This is a genomic window from Thermosyntropha tengcongensis, from assembly GCF_055381335.1.
This window is the reverse complement of sequence record NZ_AP042437.1, coordinates 525,895-546,038: the sequence shown is the minus strand read 5'-3', so window position 1 is coordinate 546,038 and position 20,144 is coordinate 525,895. Positions and strand designations below refer to the sequence as shown.

At 43.5% G+C, this 20,144-nt stretch carries 25 protein-coding genes; all 25 read right to left on the bottom strand.

The features are described 5' to 3' along the window. Positions 1-19 precede the first annotated feature (19 nt). Positions 20-985, bottom strand: coding sequence for a Kae1-like domain-containing protein (locus ACZ42E_RS02645; protein WP_464892909.1), 966 nt, complete (start codon positions 983-985; stop codon positions 20-22). Then, positions 982-1,383: a transcription antitermination factor NusB gene (gene nusB / locus ACZ42E_RS02640; RefSeq protein WP_464892908.1), complete on the bottom strand. Its 402-nt coding sequence runs from the start codon at positions 1,381-1,383 to the stop codon at positions 982-984. The genes ACZ42E_RS02645 and nusB overlap by 4 nt, the downstream gene beginning before the upstream one ends. A gap of 31 nt (positions 1,384-1,414) precedes the next feature. Then, entirely contained in the window at positions 1,415-1,636 is a 222-nt protein-coding gene (locus ACZ42E_RS02635; protein ID WP_464892907.1) for a DUF2273 domain-containing protein, read from the bottom strand. 37 nt (positions 1,637-1,673) lie between these two features. Continuing rightward, on the bottom strand, positions 1,674-2,213 hold the full coding sequence (gene amaP / locus ACZ42E_RS02630) for an alkaline shock response membrane anchor protein AmaP (RefSeq protein WP_464892906.1): 540 nt from the start codon (positions 2,211-2,213) through the stop codon (positions 1,674-1,676). Positions 2,214-2,294: 81 nt separating this feature from the next. Beyond that, positions 2,295-2,702 carry an Asp23/Gls24 family envelope stress response protein gene (locus ACZ42E_RS02625; RefSeq protein WP_464892905.1) on the bottom strand — a complete coding sequence of 136 codons (408 nt, stop codon included), beginning with the start codon at positions 2,700-2,702 and terminating at the stop codon, positions 2,295-2,297. Positions 2,703-2,767: 65 nt separating this feature from the next. Next, on the bottom strand, positions 2,768-4,114 hold the full coding sequence (accC, locus tag ACZ42E_RS02620) for an acetyl-CoA carboxylase biotin carboxylase subunit (RefSeq protein ID WP_464893464.1): 1,347 nt from the start codon (positions 4,112-4,114) through the stop codon (positions 2,768-2,770). A gap of 13 nt (positions 4,115-4,127) precedes the next feature. Beyond that, positions 4,128-6,032, bottom strand: coding sequence for an oxaloacetate decarboxylase subunit alpha (locus ACZ42E_RS02615; RefSeq protein ID WP_464892904.1), 1,905 nt, complete (start codon positions 6,030-6,032; stop codon positions 4,128-4,130). Between the two features lie 166 nt (positions 6,033-6,198). Beyond that, complete coding sequence (locus ACZ42E_RS02610; protein ID WP_464892903.1) at positions 6,199-6,756, bottom strand: SpoIIIAH-like family protein; 558 nt, start codon at positions 6,754-6,756, stop codon at positions 6,199-6,201. Beyond that, a complete protein-coding gene (locus tag ACZ42E_RS02605) occupies positions 6,753-7,337 on the bottom strand; it encodes a hypothetical protein (RefSeq protein ID WP_464892902.1) in 585 nt (194 codons plus the stop codon). The genes ACZ42E_RS02610 and ACZ42E_RS02605 overlap by 4 nt, the downstream gene beginning before the upstream one ends. A gap of 2 nt (positions 7,338-7,339) precedes the next feature. Then, entirely contained in the window at positions 7,340-7,921 is a 582-nt protein-coding gene (gene spoIIIAF / locus ACZ42E_RS02600; protein WP_464892901.1) for a stage III sporulation protein AF, read from the bottom strand. Between the two features lie 44 nt (positions 7,922-7,965). Beyond that, positions 7,966-9,162, bottom strand: coding sequence for a stage III sporulation protein AE (spoIIIAE, locus tag ACZ42E_RS02595; RefSeq protein WP_464892900.1), 1,197 nt, complete (start codon positions 9,160-9,162; stop codon positions 7,966-7,968). 53 nt (positions 9,163-9,215) lie between these two features. After that, positions 9,216-9,605, bottom strand: coding sequence for a stage III sporulation protein AD (gene spoIIIAD / locus ACZ42E_RS02590; protein ID WP_464892899.1), 390 nt, complete (start codon positions 9,603-9,605; stop codon positions 9,216-9,218). Positions 9,606-9,633: 28 nt separating this feature from the next. After that, positions 9,634-9,828 (bottom strand): stage III sporulation protein AC, encoded by a 195-nt coding sequence (spoIIIAC, locus tag ACZ42E_RS02585; RefSeq protein ID WP_464892898.1) that lies wholly within the window; start codon positions 9,826-9,828, stop codon positions 9,634-9,636. Between the two features lie 24 nt (positions 9,829-9,852). Beyond that, on the bottom strand, positions 9,853-10,377 hold the full coding sequence (locus ACZ42E_RS02580; RefSeq protein ID WP_464892897.1) for a hypothetical protein: 525 nt from the start codon (positions 10,375-10,377) through the stop codon (positions 9,853-9,855). Continuing rightward, a complete protein-coding gene (gene spoIIIAA / locus ACZ42E_RS02575; RefSeq protein ID WP_464892896.1) occupies positions 10,377-11,336 on the bottom strand; it encodes a stage III sporulation protein AA in 960 nt (319 codons plus the stop codon). Before spoIIIAA ends, ACZ42E_RS02580 begins: the two co-directional genes overlap by 1 nt. A 130-nt stretch (positions 11,337-11,466) precedes the next feature. Further along, positions 11,467-12,201 carry an SIMPL domain-containing protein gene (locus ACZ42E_RS02570; RefSeq protein WP_464892895.1) on the bottom strand — a complete coding sequence of 245 codons (735 nt, stop codon included), beginning with the start codon at positions 12,199-12,201 and terminating at the stop codon, positions 11,467-11,469. 251 nt (positions 12,202-12,452) lie between these two features. Further along, positions 12,453-12,890 carry a CD1247 N-terminal domain-containing protein gene (locus ACZ42E_RS02565; RefSeq protein ID WP_464892894.1) on the bottom strand — a complete coding sequence of 146 codons (438 nt, stop codon included), beginning with the start codon at positions 12,888-12,890 and terminating at the stop codon, positions 12,453-12,455. A gap of 82 nt (positions 12,891-12,972) precedes the next feature. Continuing rightward, positions 12,973-13,530, bottom strand: a complete 558-nt coding sequence (gene efp / locus ACZ42E_RS02560) for an elongation factor P (RefSeq protein ID WP_464892893.1) — start codon at positions 13,528-13,530, stop codon at positions 12,973-12,975. A 16-nt stretch (positions 13,531-13,546) separates the two neighbouring features. Beyond that, positions 13,547-14,608 (bottom strand): M24 family metallopeptidase, encoded by a 1,062-nt coding sequence (locus ACZ42E_RS02555; RefSeq protein WP_464893463.1) that lies wholly within the window; start codon positions 14,606-14,608, stop codon positions 13,547-13,549. A 20-nt stretch (positions 14,609-14,628) separates the two neighbouring features. Beyond that, the gene (aroQ, locus tag ACZ42E_RS02550; protein ID WP_464892892.1) at positions 14,629-15,075 is read right to left on the bottom strand and encodes a type II 3-dehydroquinate dehydratase; all 447 of its coding nucleotides are present in this window, start codon (positions 15,073-15,075) and stop codon (positions 14,629-14,631) included. A 19-nt stretch (positions 15,076-15,094) separates the two neighbouring features. Beyond that, positions 15,095-16,435, bottom strand: coding sequence for a TldD/PmbA family protein (locus tag ACZ42E_RS02545; protein WP_464892891.1), 1,341 nt, complete (start codon positions 16,433-16,435; stop codon positions 15,095-15,097). A gap of 11 nt (positions 16,436-16,446) precedes the next feature. Further along, positions 16,447-17,871 carry a TldD/PmbA family protein gene (locus ACZ42E_RS02540; RefSeq protein ID WP_464892890.1) on the bottom strand — a complete coding sequence of 475 codons (1,425 nt, stop codon included), beginning with the start codon at positions 17,869-17,871 and terminating at the stop codon, positions 16,447-16,449. A gap of 92 nt (positions 17,872-17,963) precedes the next feature. Then, a complete protein-coding gene (locus ACZ42E_RS02535; protein ID WP_464892889.1) occupies positions 17,964-18,578 on the bottom strand; it encodes a type IV pilus inner membrane component PilO in 615 nt (204 codons plus the stop codon). Further along, positions 18,575-19,135, bottom strand: coding sequence for a hypothetical protein (locus tag ACZ42E_RS02530; RefSeq protein WP_464892888.1), 561 nt, complete (start codon positions 19,133-19,135; stop codon positions 18,575-18,577). The genes ACZ42E_RS02535 and ACZ42E_RS02530 overlap by 4 nt, the downstream gene beginning before the upstream one ends. Next, entirely contained in the window at positions 19,135-20,127 is a 993-nt protein-coding gene (gene pilM, locus ACZ42E_RS02525; protein WP_464892887.1) for a type IV pilus biogenesis protein PilM, read from the bottom strand. The genes ACZ42E_RS02530 and pilM overlap by 1 nt, the downstream gene beginning before the upstream one ends. Positions 20,128-20,144: the final 17 nt, after the last annotated feature.

Below are 20,144 nucleotides of genomic sequence, written 5' to 3'. Positions count from 1 at the left end.
CCTTCACCCCATATATAAACTAGCCAGCCTTTTTATGCACCGCACGGGCCAGGAGGGCAACTCCTACCGCATTATCGGTGCTCAAATGGGGATAGGCAAAATAAAGCCTCAAGCCCACCCCTTTATGCTCCAGCCTTTTAGTAAGCCTTTCTTTTATAAGCCGGTTTGACATCACCCCTCCTACCAGAAGCACGTCTTTTACTCCCCTCTCCTTACTAACCATCAGCAAAACCTTTTCCAGGGTATTGGCAATAACCCGCAAAACTGCAAAAGCCAATTCTTCTCTGGAGCATCCCTTTTCCCAGAGCCTTAAAGCCATAGTCTCGGCTCCGGAAAAAGAAAACCCTTCTTTGCTGACTGAGGAAGGAATAGCCAGCATGCCTTCTTTTTCCTCTACCTTCAAGGCAAGTTTTTCCATCTCTTTGCCAGCAGGAAAAGGAAGCCCCATAGCTACTCCTATCCTGTCAACCAGCTGTCCAGCATGAATATCTAATCCCCTTACACATTCCTCCATATCAAAGAAAGAAGCAGTTCCCCTTTTTACATGCAAAACCTCCGAAGTCCCTCCTGAAAAATGAACCACCAAAAATTCCTCTCTGGCAAGCAGGGAAGGATTGTTATAAATTCCTGCCATAACATGCCCTTCCTGGTGGCTTACTGTATAAAGCGGAATACCGGAAGACAAGCTTAAAACCCTGGCTGCGCTTTCTCCAGCCTTGAAAACCGGCATATAGCTCTCCTCTGCCGGCCTTGGTTTAGTGCTTGCTGCTACAGCGCTCAAACGAGAACTTATTCCCCTTACCTTTTCAAACAAAAGAGGCAGATTTTTTACATGCTGAAAAACTGCCTCCGACTGCCTGAGCCCCCGCTCCCCATCCGGAACCGAAAGCAAGATGCGTTCATCCTGCAATATATTGCCTTGGTCATCAACTACCGCCAGGGAAGTCGTGTAGGCACTGGTATCTATCCCCAGATAAACACTCATGAAATTTCACCTGCGATTTTATCCAGTATGGCATTCACAAAAGCGGAAGACTTTTCATCACCGTATACCTTGGCCAGCTCTATGGCCTCATCTATGGCAATAACCGGCAAATCCTCTTTAAGATAAAGCATTTCTGCCGCTGCTATCCGCATAATATTACGGTCTACGCTTGACATGCGTTTTATATCCCAGGCATTAGAATATTTAGCTATTTTTTGATCAATATCGCCAATATGCTTAAGGCACGATTCTACCAGCTGCCAGGCAAAGTGCCTGTCTTTCTCCGGCAGACTGTTTTCGCTCAATAAATAGTCAAAAGCTTCCCTGGGGTCTGCCTTGGACTGTTCCACCTGAAAAACTACTTTAAAAGCGGTTTCTCTTGCTCTGCGCCTGCTCAAAACTCTCTCCCTTTCTATTCAAAATGCTCATCTAATCTTTATTTCTAAAAACCTCTTTAAGCCAAACATCCAGATCCTGTTTTTCATCAATCTTTTTACCAATAAAATACCCTAAAGCTATGCAAATCATTATAAAAAGCGCTTTCAAAAATCCGTAGCTTACCACCAGGATAGCAGCTATAAGCCCTATCAAAATCCCCAGTACCTTTCCCCTGTGCTCCTGCAGTATTAAAAGTAAAAACTTTTCCCACATAGCCCGTGCCTCCTCAATATGAAAAATCAACCGCTTTTCAGGCATTAAGCTGTTTGCTTTGAGTACCCAGGTCATCAACCAGAATCCTTACACTATCTACTTTAAGCCCGCCCAAATCTTCCAGATATCTTTTTACCGTCTCCTTAACCTTTTCCGTCATGTCAGGCACGCTGTACTCAGGATTTATCATCATATGTAAATAAACTATTAACCCTTTATCACTGCTGTTTACTACCGGCCTTATCTCTTTTACCCCTTCTACCTGCCTTACCGCCTTCATAATTATAACCTTTATGGCATCAATAGTTATAGAAACCTGTCCATCAAGATTGCTGTCAATAACTACCGTTTTCGGCTTTTTATCAGGAATTAACACCTTTATCATCAGGTAAGCAAAAATAACTATCAGGACCAGAGCACAAATGCCAGCTATTATCCTGTTTTCCGGAGTAGCAAAAATAAGCGCCCAGTAGTGCAGAGGTTCCGGCCTGCCTGCTGCCCCTGCCAGAACGATACCGGCCAATCCCAGAAATATAAGGTTATATAAAAATAGCAGAAAACGCCAGCCCAGTGACATCACTTTCCCCTCTTTCTCAACTTAATAATAGCAAATAACCCCCTGGCCACACAGGGGGTTACATTAATTCCCTTCTTGCTCTTAGTTTTCTACATCAGCAGCCAGTTCACTATTATCTGGATTAGCTGACTTTTTCATAGAAACTCCTGCTACATAAACATTAACCTGGGTTACTGTCAATCCGGTCATAGTTTCTACTGCCAGTTTAACCTCTTTCTGTACATTGCCTGCCACCTGGGGGATAGGATAACCGAACTCCACAACTATAAAGATATCGATCTTGGTCTCCTCACCCATAACTTCCACTTTTATGCCTTTACCATAATTTTTCCGGCCCAGCTTTTCTACCAGTTCGGTTCCCCAGGTCCCGCTCATGGCAGCTACCCCTTCTACTTCCGAAGCTGCCAGACCGGCAATAGTAGAAACTACTTCATCCGCTATACGTATTACTCCAAATTCATTGGCGATTTCCGGCTTCTGGTTTTCCACGCCTTTCCACCTCCCAGCTTTCTATATGGTGTATTATAGCAAAGTTTTCCTTTCGGTTGCAAATATTATTTTTCCTGCATCCGCCTCTGAATAAAGTTGGTATAGACTTCTCCCCGCCGATAGAAAGCATTATCCAGTACCTTCAGGTGGAAAGGTATAGTAGTCTTTACCCCTTCAATGTCAAATTCCTGCAGAGCCCTCTTCATGCGCAAAATAGCTTCACTGCGGTCTTTGCCCCATACTATAAGCTTGGCTACCATAGAATCGTAGTAAGGTGGAATAACATAGCCTGGATACACAGAAGAATCTACTCTTACCCCCAGGCCTCCCGGCACAATGTATCTGGTAACCGCCCCCGGGGAAGGAGCAAATTCATTAAATGGATCTTCCGCATTGATACGGCATTCTATAGCCCAGCCGTTCATCTTTATATCTTCCTGGTTAAATGACAAAGCCTCACCGGCAGCAATCTTTATCTGTTCCTTTACCAGGTCTATACCGGTAACCATCTCGGTAACCGGATGTTCAACCTGAATGCGGGTATTCATTTCAATAAAATAGAAATTTTTATTTTTATCAACCAGAAATTCTATAGTGCCAGCACTAAAATATCCCACTTCCCTGGCTGCTTTAACAGCCGTCATACCCATCTTATGGCGCAGTTCCTCATCTACAAAAACCGAAGGAGCCTCTTCCAGAAGCTTCTGGTTCCTTCGCTGCAAAGAACAATCCCTTTCTCCCAGATGTACAATATTTCCATGTTCATCGCCCAAAACCTGAATTTCAATGTGCCTGGGCTCTTCAATATATTTTTCTATATATACCTCATCATTGCCAAAGGCAGCGCCTGCCTCCATCCTGGCCGTCTTAAGGGCTTCTTTCAGGTCTTCCGGGGAATGAGCAAGCCTCATGCCCCTGCCCCCTCCGCCAGCTGAAGCCTTAATCATCACTGGATAGCCTATCTCATCAGCGATTTTAACTGCTTCTTCATAACTTTTTACTGCCCCACCACTGCCTGGAACCAGGGGAACACCTGCCCTTTTTACCGTTTCCTTGGCTCTTATCTTGTCACCCATAATTTCGATGGCTTCAGCCCGGGGGCCGATAAATTTTATATCATTGGTAGCACAAAGTTCAGCAAAATATGCATTTTCTGCTAAAAACCCGTATCCCGGATGGATAGCTTCCGCTCCGGTAGTTTGGGCAGCGGCAATTATATTAGGTATATTAAGATAACTTTGCTTGGCTGGGGGTGGTCCAATACATACCGCCTCATCTGCCAGCCTGACATGCAGGCTTTCCCGGTCAGCTGTTGAATATACCGCTACTGTCTTTATCCCCAGCTCTTTACATGCCCGTATAACCCTTACTGCAATTTCACCGCGATTGGCAACTAAAACCTTGGAAAACAACATCTCACACCCCTTAATCCTGCTTGATCAGGAACAGCGGCTGTCCATATTCTACCGGTTCTGCATTATTTACCAGTATATCAACTATCACCCCGGCTACTTCAGCCTTTATCTCATTCATGAGCTTCATTGCCTCTACAATACACAAAGTTTGCCCAACTTCTACCCGGTCTCCTATTTTTACATAAGGAGGAGAATCAGGAGAAGGAGCAGCATAGAAAGTTCCCACCATGGGGGAAACAACTTCTACCAGATTTTCTTCTTCTTTAGGAGCCTCTTTTTTGGCCTGTACTTCAGGCCCTTTTGAAACCAGCTTTACCGGTTCAGAAGGTAAGGCCTCCCTTGCCCCCTGGATAAACTTGCGCAAAGTAAGCCGGTAGTCATCCTTCTGCAGTTCCAGTTCCGCAATGCCCGTTTGATCTAAAAGGAGCATTATTTCCCTGATTTCATCAATATTCATTTCATCATCACCCCTGCTAACTGTTGCCTTTCTCATCTTTTTAGGCGCTGGCCTTTCTTTTCTTTCCGCCTTTATTTCTTCCCCTACTTCATCCTGCGGCCTTATCTGAGGCACATCTTCCACAGTTCTGTTCTTGCGGTATTCAAAAAATTTCAAAGCTACCTGCGGGAATAACGCATAAGTAAGTACATCTTCTTCACTTTCTGCCAGATGGCTTACTTCCTGTTTAGCTTTTTCCCATCCCGGCTCCAGCAAATCTGCCGGCCTTACGCTTATTACCGGGTCATCCCCTATTATCTTGCGCCTTACCTCTTCTTTTACCGGTACCGGCGGCTTGCCGTAAAAACCGCGCACATAATCCTTAACTTCACCGGGACAAAGTTTGTACCTTTCACCGGTCAGGACATTAAGCACTGCCTGTATCCCTATTATCTGGCTGGTGGGGGTAACCAGGGGAGGATACCCCATATCTTCTCTTACTCTTGGTATTTCAGCCAGCACCTCATCAATCCGGTCAGCTGCTCTCTGTTCTTCCAGCTGGGAATATAAGTTAGAAATCATGCCTCCCGGAACCTGATGTTCAAATACCTTCATATCAGATATACGGGTTACTCCACGTTCAAACCCTTTATGTTTGCGAATCTTTTCAAAATGCGTAGCCACTTCAAAGAGCTGGTGCAGATCAAGCCCGGTATCCCATTCCGTATCCTGCAGAGCCCGGACAATAGTTTCTACCGGAGGCTGGGAAGAGCCAAAAGCCAGAGGCACACTGGCCGTATCAACAATATCCACCCCGGCTTCTACAGCTTTAAGAATCGCAGCGACTGCCAGCCCTCCTATATAGTGTGTATGCAGCTGTACAGGAAGCCCTACCTTTTCTTTAAGTTCTTTTACCAGTTCATAAGCTGCATAAGGTGCCAGAAGCCCTGCCATATCCTTTATACAGATAGAATCAGCCCCCATATCCTTAAGGGCCAGAGCTGTTTCCACAAAGTGTTCCATAGTATGAACCGGGCTTATGGTATATACTACACAGGCCTGCGCATGTTTTCCGGTCTTTTTTATCGCTTTCATGGCTGTTTCCAGATTGCGCACATCGTTTAAAGCGTCAAATACCCGGAAAATATCAATCCCATTTTCAGCCGCTTTCTCAACAAATTTATAGACTATATCATCAGGATAATGGGTGTATCCTACCAGCGACTGTCCCCTTAACAGCATCTGCAGTTTAGTCTTTTTTACATTTTTGCGGATTATGCGCAGCCTTTCCCAGGGGTCCTCATTCAAATAGCGGATACATACATCAAAGGTTGCCCCTCCCCATACTTCCAGGGAATGATAGCCTATCTCATCCAAATATTCCAAAACCGGAAGCATATCATCAGTAGTCATGCGGGTAGCCCAAAGGCTTTGGTGGCCGTCGCGCAGAGTAGTATCAGTTATCTTTATCCTGCTCATATTGCACCCCCTGAAGATAAAAAAAAATAATATATATTAATTATTTAGGATAATTTTCGTCATATACAAATAGACTCAGGCAATTGCCTGAGACATAAATTTATCTTGATATATTATAAAAATAATAGGGTGTTTTTGCAATCATCCGTATTTATGTATACATCATTTACTTTCCAGCACTTTCTTTTAATATTATTGATATCTTGCTGTCTTCCCCGGTTACACCTTTTACCAGTTTTCTTATCTCATTTTCTTCCTTTTCCGTAAGATGGTCTCCCTCTACTACTACACTAACCCCTCCTGACTGCAAAACCACCACACAGTCTGCAAAACCTTTAGATTTTACCAGATTCTCCAGCTTAACCTCTTTTTCCATTTCTCTGGTTATCTCGACTATCCGCAGGGAAGCAGCATCCCTGGCCTTTTTCTCCGTTTTTTCATTATTTATTACCTTTTCCAGCATCTCTATCTGCCTGCTGCGCAGATTTTCCCTTTCCAGCCTGTACTCGGCAAAAAAATCTTCCTTTTTCTCTATACCTGTTTCTCTTTTTATATCAGAAGCTAAATCCTTTCCGGCTGCATTAACGCTTTTTCCAGCCACCTGTATACTGTCATTATTTTGCTTATTATGTCCTAAAGTATACAGTTTACCTATTCCGAAAACCAGAATTAATATAAGCAAAAAACCTATTCCTAACTTTCTGGCATCTACTACCGTAATCATTTAAGCCCCTCCTCTCCAGGCATTACCTTTACTTTATGCACCGGGATATCAAGCAGAGTAGCAGCAGCATAAGTAAGATTTTCCCTGACCTTAGAATTCCCGGCTCCTTCAGCTACTACCAGAACCCCAACAACCTCCGGATTTTTGTGTTCCACCAGCAGTGCGCCGCCCGAATTAACAGCTATATCCTGAGAAACATTAGTTTCATTGGTAACCTTTTTACTGCCTCCACTTTCCTCTGCATAATCCTTTTTTTCCTCCCGCACATTGGCGGCATAAGTTTTAACCCCGTCTGAACTTAAAGTTAAGCTCACCTCAACTCTCCCTGCCCCCTCAATCTGAGAAAGTATAGAAGCCAGTTCTTCTTCCATCTGAGCCTTTACTCCTTCCACATCTTCTTTCTGATAAGCTGGAAGCGGGGTAGATACAGAACTTTTCTGACTGGTATTGGTTACAGGCCAGATGAGGGCCAAAATACCCAGACATCCCAGGATAACCAGAAGATACTTGCTTTTTTTGACCCATTCATTTTTTTGCCCTGCCCCTCCTTCTTGACTGCTTCTCATCCATTCAGCAAGCATTATTAACCCCCCTCAAATTGAATTTGTATGTAATCCCTATCAAGGCCGTACAGGTTTTGAATAATACTGATTATTTTGTTTTTTACCATTTCCTCATCGGTTTTTTCCCCTCGTCCATCACTGTTTAAAAAAACCCCTACCTTTTCTTCCTCCATCTCTTCCTCCTTTTTGGACCTGACTATTATATGTATTTTTTCCAACCTGCCGTCATCGTCTATATAAGCCTCGGTAGTCACATCTTCCACTTCCGGAAGCATTAAAGCAACTGCACTTATCTGCCCCTGAATCTTTTCCTTTACCAGAGCATCACTCTGTTTTCTTATTTCTCCCTGTAAATAGTTTCCTTTCTTTAGTATTTCCTTATTATCCATATATTTATCTGTATAATCCCACATACTAACCTTTACTTCCTGATCTCTAAAAATAAAAGATAATGCTGGATTTAATACTGATACCAGAATGAAAAGCCCTATGGCAAAACGGACAAAAGGCTTAAGACGCCCTTCCGGCAGCAAAATCTCAAAAAAACTGGCCAAAATTATAATCACCAGAATATTTTTCACTATTTCTGCCAATACCGACATGCTTTTTACCCTCACCCTTCCTAAGACCCTGATTTAAATATGCTCTATCTCAGTATGAACTGGTTAGATACAGAAGCTACGATGATTATCATGACCAAAAACATCAGGGAAACTGCCGCCACGGCTGACATCATCAAAAACAGGTGGGCACTCATAATTTCCAGAACGGTGGCAGTGCGTCCATCTCCCAGAGGCTCAGCCAGAGCAGAAGCAATTTTATATATAAGAGCTATAGCCGCTATTTTCAAAACCGGAAACACAACAATGCCTAATATAATAAGCACTCCATAGACAGTTACTGCCTGTTTCAAAAGAACTACATAGCCAGCTGCCACCTCGATGGTATCCGAAAACATCTTCCCTACCAATGGAATAGAATTGTCAGTTATAAATTTGGTGGTACGCAGGGTTACTTTATCCAGAACTGAAGCATAAACGGTCCTTAAGGTAAAAGCGCCGACAAAAATTGTTAAGAAAAGTCCCAGTGTCAGCTGGGCCATCTGGGTAAAAAACCTGGCCATCCTGGCCACCTTAAGGCTTTCGGTCATATTGTTGATCAGGTTTAAAACCGCGGACATTATAATAAAAGGAAAGACTATGTTCTTTATAGCATTGGCCATAACGCTGGCTGCCCCCATCACCAGCGGGAACGCCGTAATAGAAGTATTTACGCTCCCCAGTCCGGCTACCAGGATAGCCATCTGCGGAAGCAGGCTTGCCATAAAAGAAACCATATTATTTACAGTTTCCAGGCCTATATCCAGAACCAGTTTAAAAGAACCCAGGGCTATGGCACAAAGGGCTAGAAAACAAGCGGTATAAGCTATCTGGCTAATACTGGATGAAAAAGAACTCTGCAGATTTATAATTAAAGCGGACAATACTGCCAGAAGCAAAAGCTTGCCTAAAAGCCCGGTATTAGCTTTTATCTCTTTAAACAAATAGCTGGTTAAACTGTTCATTAATTCCTTATAGTCAAATGTCCATTCACCTTTGATAAAAGCTATAATCCAATCTTTAACCGGTTTATTTTCTAAATATGAATTTATTTCACCGTCAATCTTGTTTTTGTACTCTTCCATTACAGTAAAATCTAGGCTCTCCATAGCCTTGCCCACCGAAAAAGCTTCTACATCCTCTTCCGATGCAGAGGCTCTGGTACAGGGATTAAAAAATACTATAAACAAAAGCAATAAAACTAGACCTGCTTTGGTGATAAGCCCAATATATCTTCCAGACAAACAAATATCCTCCTTGACGCAAGCTTTTATCATGAAGTATAGTAACCAAGCCTTTATTTGGGTATAATTTCCATCAGGGATTCCAGAATAGCAATCATGATGGGAAGGGCCAGAACGGCAATTATAATTTTGGAAGCAAACTCTACTTTTTTGGCTACAGCCTGTTCGCCAGCGTCCTGGCATATGGCCGCTGCAAATTCCCCCAGATAGGCAACTCCCAGGATTTTCAAAATGGTTCCCAGGAAAAAATGGTTTATCTGGGCCTTACGGGTTATTTCCTGCATTACATTTATGACCGCAGACATTTTTCCCATCATTAGAGTAAATACAACTACACTGAAAACAATGCTCAAAACTACTGCCATAACCGGCTTTTCCTGACGCAGGATAAGAAGAAGCAGAGTAGTTATAAGGGCTAATCCTACAATTCTCGCAATTTCCACCTACATCGCCCCTTTTAGCTTTATAACATTAAAGATTAAAAACTGATCTTACTACTGTAAAAAGCTGGTTCATCAGTTGAACCACAATAATAAGCACCACTACTACCCCGGCCAAAGTCAGCATCTCTGCCTGTTCTTCCTTATTAGCCTGTTTTAAGACTATGGACAGAACAGATATAAGAATTCCTATGCCTGCAATACGGAAAATAATTTCAATATTCATATAAAACCTCCTTATGCTGTCTTCCTATATCAAAAGCAAAACCAGCAAAGCTCCCATAATAAAACCGCCGTAAGACCATAATTTTTCTCCACTTTCCGCTTCTTTAATCGCCTTTTGTTCCATTATCTTAAGCTCTTCCTGCAAGAGAGAAAAAACTTTGTGCTGTTCATAAGTATCAGACATACCTATCTGCAGGGCTGCCGTTTTCAAAAGTTCTATGTCTTCTGTTTTCAGGCTCGAGCTTTTTTTAAGCTCTCCGATCCCGCTCATCCAGGCTTCTGCTGCAGTAACCCCCGCTTTTTGGTCAAGTTTTTCCGCACAGGTTAGAAAAAAACAGGACAGGGGAGGTTCACAAAAATAAGCCGTCTTTTTTAGTGCAGAGCTCAAAGGGCTGTGCATATAGGTAATCTCTTTTTCCAGAAAATTAAGCGCCAGGCGCAGATTTTTAAGCTCCTTGACCCTTTTTCTAAGATTTCTCGCGCCCATAAGCCCCCATAAGCCTGAACTGGCTATAATCAGAACTGCCCCGGAAGACTTCAGCCACCACATCACTCATCCCACCTGTAAACTGTTTCTATCGTACCGGGGCCCTTGCGCCTGGAAAGCACTACCCCCCGTCCAAAACTCCCGGAACGCAAAAGTTCCTTAAATAATATCCTTCTTTCCAGTTCTTCCACATTGCGGGCATGGACTGTGGTAATCACTGCCACCCCGGCATTTATACATTCATATATAGAAGCTATATCTTCTTCCCTTCCTATCTCATCCGTAACTACTACCTGAGGCGCCAGGGAACGTACCGCCATCATAATCCCCAGAGCTTTTGGACAGCCATCCAGCACATCTGTTCTGATCCCTACATCCAGCTGGGGAACCCCTTGATAACATCCTGCTATTTCTGACCTTTCATCAACCACAACTACATTGTGGGGAAAAGAAAGGTTAATGCCATCTGATATCATGCGTGCCAGATCGCGTAAAACAGTAGTTTTCCCACAGCGGGGAGGCGAAATAATCAAGGTATTCAACACCCGCCCCGTCCTGTCCACCAGATGAGGCAAAAGCCCTTCTGCACACCCTTTAATCTCACGGGCTACCCTGAAACAAATACTCGAAAAATTCTTGAGCACACATATACTGCCCTCTTTGTAAACTACCTGCCCGGCCAGTCCTACCCTGTGTCCGCCGGGAATAGTAATAAAACCTCGTTTTATATCTTCTTCAAAAGCATACAGGGAATTGTCGCTTATAGAAGCTATGCTCCGGTATATATCTTCACCATCCACCAGGTAAGCATCGTCAAATCTGGCAGTAATCTCTCCCCTGCGGCTTATGGTATAATCTTTATCTCCTATCTTTAAACAGAGCGGACTTTTTATCCTTAGCCTTATCTCTTCCAATCCTTCAAAAAACTTGTCATCCTGTCCCATAAAAAGCCTGGCTATACCAGGAGATAAATAAGGCAGTATCTCTTTTTTAATCACCTGGGCATCTTTTTTCCTCTTCATCTTCTCATCACCCCTGCTTTAAATAGATATTGGAGAAAGACGCAAATTATTCCATAAAACATACCACTGCCCTTTTTAAGAAAAATAAAAAAAGCCCGGCCAAAAAGCCCGGCTTTTAAAAGGCAGCTTTTTATTTTATTTCAAAACTGCAGTTAACTACTGCTGTTATTTCTTTTTCCAGCGAACTGGTATCATTTATGCCGTAATCAGAAATCTCATTGGAATAAAGAGGCGTAATCTGAAAAACCCCCATGTGGGCAGAACGCAAAGCTCCTACCTTGCCACCTGCATTCCTGGCTATCTCTTCTGCTCTCTGCTTGGCATTCTGGGTTGCTAAAGAAAGCATCTGAATTTTTAATTCCGCCAATTTGGTGTAAAAATACTGGGGTGGAAAAGATTGAAACTCAAGCCCCTGATTCATCAAATCAGTAGCGTCCAGTGCCAGCTGTTTTATCTTTTGCACATTCCTGGCTTCCACCTTTACTTCCTCAGTTAAAACATAGCTCTCCACTTCGTTTGTATACATCCCATTCGGTCCAACCACATAGTTGGTGGTAGTATTTATGGAAGAAAACTCAATATCTTTTTCCGGTATGCCTTTTTCCAGCAAATATTTCTTTACTATCGCTTCATTAGCCTTTAGCTGCTGATATCCGCTTTTGAGATCCTTGCTGCGTACACTGAAAGATCCTGTCCATACCGCCAGGTCAGAAACAATTTTCTTCTTGGCTGAACCGGTAACGGTGATGGTATTGCCCGCATTCTTTATCTTTACCAAACCCAGAGTTACTATCGATGAGGAAATTATAAGGCCTAAAGCCAGGATAACCGCTGTCCATACATAAACCTTGCCTTTTTCTTCCATTTTTTGTCTCCTTTCCCCTAAAATGCTTTCCTTATAATAAAATCATTCTGCTTGAGGCCAAACTCTGCTTTCCCAGTTGTGCAACCAGCAGTAGAAAATAAAAATCATCCCTCCCCTGGCAATTATTTATCAATAATTATGTAATACAATCATAAATACTTACACTATTTAATAAATTTTATTCTACAAACCAAAAAGCCGGTAAAGCTGCTCCAGCAGCTTACCGGCTTTTAAACAAATCATTGTAAAAATCATGAAGGATTCGGATTGTAAACCTCATCCCCGTCATCATAAAATCCCTTTCGAGATTCAAAGGTATCTTCATTTACATATATCAACTCATTGCAATGCGGGCAGATAAGCTCAATTTCGTCTTCATCTTCCAGCATATCCGCCTCATAATACAAATCTTCTCCACAGTTAGGGCATCTGGTCCTTACCCACTCACGCTCGTTTTCGTCTTCATCTTCAAAAAAGCTTTCTTCCAGCTCATAAAGATCATCATCAATGCTTTCTACATATTCTTTGAAATCTTCCATATCATAGCGGATGTCATTTATCGTATCTGACATTTCCTGCAAAATATCAATTATTCCCGCCAAAATCTTGCCCTGGGGGCTGGCATCACTTATGTTAACCCCTTCACTTAGACCTTTAAGGTAGCTTATACGTTCTGACAATTCTCTCATCAAGTATTTCCTCCTTTCACGATATTTTTTTACCATCTTTATTATTTACCTAAAAAGGAGGAAATACACATAAACATCAAAATTATACCCTTTCTAAATATTCTCCTGTACGGGTGTCAATCCTCACCTTATCTCCTTTTTCTACAAAAAGCGGGACCTGTACCACAGCACCTGTTTCTAAAGTAGCGTTCTTGGTAGCTCCGGTAGCGGTGTCTCCTTTTATTCCCGGCTCGGTTTCAACCACTTCCAGCTCTACAAAGTTGGGAAGCTCAACCCCAATAATATTACCCTGGAAAAACAGCACCTGGATATTCATATTTTCCAGAAGCCATTTCACTCCATCTCCAATAGCCTCCGCAGGAATGCTTATCTGGTCATAAGTCTGGTTATCCATACAGATATACCCTTCACCGTCATTATAGAGATACTGCATTTCCCGGCGGTCCAGGTGAGCTTTGGGTACTTTTTCCCCGGCCCGGAAAGTCTTTTCTACCACGCTTCCTGTTTTGACATTTTTAAGTTTGGCTCTTACAAAAGCAGCCCCTTTACCCGGTTTTACATGCTGGAATTCCACTACCTGATAAGCCTGTCCCTCCAGCTCAATAGTAAGGCCTGTCCTGAAATCATTTACTGAAATCACTTCAATTATCCCTCCATTAAATTATTCTTAATTCTTTATCAGTGCGGGTAATTATTTCACACCCATCCTTTTTTACTATTACGGTATCCTCTATCCTTATTCCTCCCTGGCCTGGTATATAAATTCCCGGTTCCACAGTAACCACCATGTTCTCTTTGAGCTCTATATCCCCGGTGGGAGATAAAGCCGGTTTTTCGTGTATTTCCAAACCAAGCCCGTGGCCGGTAGAGTGAACAAAATAATCAGCCAGGCCGCAGCCTTTAAGATAATCCCTTACCGCTTTGTCTACTTCTGAACAGAGAACACCTGCTTTAACCATGGAAATCCCGATTTCCTGGGCTCTTAAAACCTCATTATAGGCATCCCTGAAGTATGATAAAGGGGTTCCCATAAAAACTGTCCTGGTCATATCACTGGCATATCCTTTAAAAAAACCGCCATAATCCAGAATAAGCATTTCCCCATCCTTTACCCGCTTTGCTCCCGGCCTGGCATGAGGAAGTGAGGCATTTTCGCCAGCAGCGGCTATAACATCAAAAGCTTCCTTTTCACAGCCTCTTTCCCGCAAAAGAAACGTTATGCGGTCAGCTACTTTCTTCTCCTCTATTCCCGGCCTTAAAAATGAACATATCTCATCAAACACCATATCCCCTATAAGGGCCGCCTTTCTTATATACTCCAGCTCTTCCTCTTCTTTTACCATGCGTATTTCTTCCACCATGTTTTCCAGCGGCACCAGGACTGTATCAACCGTATTTTCCAGCATTTTGTATTCATGATAGGTAAGGTGCAAACTTTCTATTCCCAGTCTGGCAAAACTCCTCTTTATCCTGTTTAAAGCTTCCAGATAGGGAAACTTATCCAGTATCAGTCTAAAATAGGGAGATTCTCGCTTAACCTGCTCACTGTACCTGCCATCGGTTATAATATACTGTTCATCTTCCAGGATTAAAAGTTTGCCATCTTCTCCTCCGGTAAAACCGGAAAGGTAGCGGATATTTTCCGGTTTGGTAACCAAAAAGGCATCAAGGCCTTCTTTTTCCATCTTCTTTCTTAATGCTTTTAAACGCCGGTTTATTCTATCACTTCCTTCACAATTTAATGTCCCTGTTTTAAAAAAGCCAGCGCGGCTTCCAGAGCCAGCCTGTAGCTCAAATCGCCAAAACCATAAATGCCTCCTGCGGCAATATCGGAAATAACTGATTTATGCCGGAATTCTTCTCTTTTATATATATTGGAAAGATGTACTTCAATCACGGGAATATTTACTGCCTTTAAGGCATCCCTTATGGCAATGCTATAATGTGAAAAAGCACCAGCATTTATTATAATAATATTTACCTTATTTAAGCAATCATGTATTTTATCTATTATATCCCCTTCATGGTTCGACTGGAAAAACTCAATCTCCACCCCTTTATTTTCTGCCTCTGCTTTAAGTTCAGCATTAATCTCCTCAAGGGTCCGCAAGCCGTAAATGCCGGGTTCCCTTACTCCCAGAAGGTTAAGATTGGGACCGTTTATAACCAGAATCCTGCCAGGCAAAGTTTTCGCCTCCCCTTTTCTAGTCTCCAGCTATGCTTATACTTTTTATCCTTACTGCCGGAGATGCCTTGCTGCCGTAAAAGCGAAGATTATTCCCTATACAGTCGATATCACGCAAAAGGTCAATAAGGTTGCCGGCAATAGTAGCCCCTTTTACCGGATAAGTAAGTTTCCCTTTTTCAATCATAATCCCGGCTGCCCCTACTGAGAACTCCCCGGTTACTGGATTGGCCGTATGCATGCCCATAACCTCAGTAATATAAAAACCTTTCTCTATGCCGTCCAGCAAGACGTCAAGGCTTTTTTCCCCCGGCACAATCATAAAATTGGTAGTTCCTACCCCCGGAAGGGTGCGGAAAGAGCCTCTCTGCCCGTTCCCCGTCGATTTAATGCCGGCTTTGGAAGCAGTGTAATTGTTATAAAGAAAAGCTTTCAAAATGCCATTCTCAATAACCGTATTACGCCTGGAAGCTACTCCTTCCCCGTCAAAAGGGAAAGCTCCTATCCCTTCCACATAAAGCCCATCATCAATAAGGTTCAAACCTTCATAGGCAATTTTTTCTCCCAGCCTATCAGCCAGCATCGATTTTCCTTTTTGTACTGCGTCAGCACTTACGGCTGCTGCTATCATACCCATAAATCTGGTAACTACATAAGGTTCCATAACGCAGGGCATCATACCGGTTCCTATGCGGCGAGGTTTAAGGCTGCGCAGAGCGTTAAAAGCCGCTTCCTCCCCTATATCTTCTGCTGAAATATTCTTAAGCTTTCTTCCCATCATAAAAGAAAAACCGTTTTGAGCATCTCCATCTTCTTCTGCTACCAGAAATATATAACCACCGCAAAAATTAGCCTTTCCCACTGCTTTAAGCCCTTCTGTATTCATTACTGTTACAAAAACCGAAGTATCCTCATAGCCTGCCCTTTCTACCACCGTTATCCTTTTATCCCGGCAGCGGGCTGCATTTTCTATTCTACATGCCAGGTCTATCTTTTTTTCCAGGCTTTCCTTCTCAATTTCCTCATCATAGACAGGCAAATCTGCATAACTGTATCTTTCAGAAGTTAAAACATTGTGAACATCAGGCTCGGTATAGCTGGCTATGCTGGCTGCCTTTTCCAGGGTTTCCTTTAAAGCCTTTTCCGACAGATCACTGGTATAGGCAAAGCCCAAACGCCCTTCTTTTACTACTCTTATCCCGGCCCCTATCTCCTCTGCCTGCTTTAAAGTCTCCACTTCCCCTCCTGCCACTTCCACAGACAATTCCCGGTTATACATGAGAAAAGCTTCTGCCTTTATCTTTAAATCCCAGGCCAGATTTAATACCTCTTCCCCTTTTTTAAGCAAATACTCATACACCTTGAAGGCACCTACCTTCTCATTATCTTTTTTATACCGGGGGCATCCCCTCCTGCTGTTCCTCCTACCACAAGTTCCCGAATCCTTATAGTAGGCTGGGCATCAGCTACGGGAACCCCCTGCCCGTCCTTGCCGCAAATTCCAATCGCAAAGCCCAGGTCGTTCCCTACCCGGTCCACATTCTTTAGCGCCTCCGGCCCGTTTCCGGAAATAGTAGCCCCTCTTACCAGTTCTTTTACTTCTCCATTTTCTACTATATAACCTTCTTTAACCTCAAAAACAAAGTCGCCATTGGTGGTATTTACCTGCCCTCCCCCCATTTTCTTTACCAGAAGCCCATGGGAAGTAGATCTGATAATCTCTTCTATCCGATCCTGCCCGGGAGCAATAAAAGTATTGCTCATGCGGGGTACAGGTTTATGCTGATAAGACTCTCTTCGCCCGTTGCCAGTAGAAAAAGCATTGTCCTTTTTGGCCGTCAGCCGGTCATACATATACCCTTTAAGTTCTCCCTTTTCTATCAAAACCGTCCTCTGTCCCGGTATCCCTTCGTCATCGAATACATAACTGCCGTATTTTTTATCCAGTGTCGCATCATCAATTACCGTTACCAGGCTTGCTGCCACCTGCTGCCCCTTTCTATCCCGGTAAACAGAGAGCCCCTTGGCTACCAGGTCAGCTTCCAAACCATGCCCGCATGCTTCATGCACCATAGTGCCCCCTGCCTCAGCAGCCATAATAACCGGCATTTTACCAGCCGGCGCTGGTTTGGCATCTAAAAGTTTTATTGCCAGATCCCCTGCTTTAAGGGCCAAATCCGGCAAACTATTTTCATCCAGTATTTCCCACCCCGTAGATCCTCCTGCTGTTTCATAACCTGTTTGCAGAACCCCATCTCTACAGGCTACTACATTTACCACCGCCCTGGTCCTTACTTCCTCTTTCTCTACCATTTCCCCCTCACTGTTGGCTATAACCACTTTTTTCTGCACATCAGCTATACCTACTGTAACCTGCCTGATTTCCTCCCCCAGGCCTCTTGCCTCTCTATCCGCCTCTTTTGCCCATTCTATACGGAGACCCAGCTCTACTTCATTCGGCATCTGCCGGGGGGAAAAAGTATAAAGTGGCTCTTTTATCCTTAACGAAAGTTCCTTATCAAGATTCCTTACCTCTGATGCGGCATGGTTGGCTGTTTCCACTGCTCTTAAAAGCCCTCCCTCACTCAGGTCATTTGTATAAACATAACCGGTGTTGCCTTTTTTTATTACCCTTACTCCAGCTCCTTTTTCTATGCCCTGATTAACCTGTTCCAGCCGGGAGTCTTCATACAGAAGGCTTCCAGTCTTTTTTTCCTCTATATAAATTTCTGCAAAGTCGGCGCCTTTGGCCAGGGCTCTGTCTAAAACATGTTCCAGTACCTTTTTGCTAAACATAAGCTCCCCCCACATTATCTTCTCTATTTTATTTTTCCTTGATGTTAAAAAATAAATCAGCCTTTTAAAAAAGGCTGTTCAGCTTTATTATATTACATTCTTTCACAGTAGGTGCGCAATTTTAAATCCAGGCTGAAATAATGCGGATCAAAAGGTAAAAGCAAAGCTTTCCCTGCCGGCTTTTCCTCATTTTCGCCTTCTCCGGTAGATGCTCCTGAACTTTCAAGCGGCCTGGCACTTAAGCTCATATTCTCTATCATATAAAAACGGGAGCTGTTTTCTATCCTTTTTATGAAAGCCAGCAGCGGAAGATAACGTCCTTCAGCAACTATTTTCATATTTATTGACGCTACCCCTTCCTTTTCCTCACCCGGCTCATATTCCAGCGAGGTAATGGAGACTTCACACTCTCTGGCGGCCTCTTTTATAAAACCTGCCGCTTCCAGCATCTCCGGTTCCACCGGTATTATGAGGTTAAGCCGTTCATACTCAGCCTGCAGGCTTTCCGCCTCTGCCACCAGATTTTTCTTTCTGGCCTGTTCTTTCTTTACATTTATAATCTCCCTGGCCAGAAGCTCGTTATTCCTTTTCAGCTCTTCAAGCTTTCCAGATAAAGGGGTATATATATACTGGTAAAAACCTCCTGCTATCATCAGAAATATTAAACAGGTTACCAGGATTTTTTCCCGCGGAGACATTTTCATCATCTTTCACTCTCCCATCTTACTGACATATGGAAATTAAGCCGACCGGTATCCTTTCCGGTATAGGTAGCCAGTTTTTCAATAATTACCACCTTGTCCTGGCCAAGCAGCCATTCCAGGTAAGACAAAGTTTCATCATAATCCCGTCCGGAGCCTTCTATATTCACATATCCCGGCTTAACCTCCATATAGCTTATATAAGGGCTGGAAGAATTAATATCCTGAAAAACCTCCAGAAAAGAACCGTAATATATCTTCTCTCTTTCCAGCTTTTCCACCACTGCCTTTTTCTTTTCCACTTCTGCCTTAAGCTGGGTATAATCCATGCCGTATCCTTTATCCGCATACATCTTTAACTCTTTTTGCAGCTGACGGCTGCGCATTTCTTCCTGTCCAATCATATAAAGCATATTTTTCGTCCATAAACCGGTAGCCGCCATAACCAGAAGCAAAGCCGCCGCAATAATAACAAGCTCCCTTTTTCTCTTTTCCCTTTCTTTATCCCGGGGCAGCAGATTTATGAGGATGCGTTCCCTTTCCTTGATCTTTTTTCTAAACATCACATCACCCCCCGCATAGCCAGCCCCAGTGCGATCATGAAGTCATGGGTCAATTCCTTTAATTTCTGGTTATCTTCCAGGCACTTTCCGCGCAGTTTACTGTTTATCCTGACTTGCCCGGCAGGGATGCCGGTATTCTGCGTTATAATCTCATCCAGCCCCTTAAGCCGTGAACCTCCCCCGGATAAGTACAATTTCTCAATCGGATTTTTGTTCTGCAGCCGGTAATACTCTACTGCCCGCACCAGCTCACTCATCATGTCATTTACAAGGAAATCGTATTCTCCAGTTCTTATATCTATATTTTCCAGAGCTTCAGGTACCGGGCAGGAAGGATGGCCAGCTATGAGAAAGGCAGAACAGCCAAAAGACAGCGAACGGTGCAGGGTAAGCATCCCTTTTTCAAAAACCGAAAAATACGCGCGGCTGGAACCTATATTGAGGAAGGCCTTTACCCCTTCTCCCGTTTCCGCTGCCCTTTCCAGAGCCAGGGGCTCAATATCCACCACCTGCAGGGCAAGTCCTGCCGTTTCGCAAACTGTCTGCAGCCTTTCAATCTGGCTTTTGCGTACCGCCACAAAAAAAACTTCAATCCTCTTGCCGTCTTCCGCCTCTACTTCCCGCAGTGGATAAACATCAACAGCTGCCTCATCCAGAGGGATAGGCAAAAATGTGCTGGCCTGGTAAACAGCAGCTTCCCTTATCTCATCCTCTTTCATTTCCGGCATGGTGAAAATACGGGTATAAACCTGCGGACCGGATACCGAAGCTATAGCGGCTCTGCCTTTTATTTTCAAACTGTCAACTATTTTCTTTATCTCTTCCCCCAGGAGAACCGGTTCCATTATACTGCCGCTGTCCACAAACCCCCGAGGGGTCAAAAAGCTCTCCACTGCTGTTATCTCCGCTTCCTTCCCTTTCCTTTGCAAAACGATGATTTTTGTCTTTTCTGTGCCGATATCAATGCCAACACTTATTTTCTTCCCAAACAATCTTCCGCCTCCCCGCC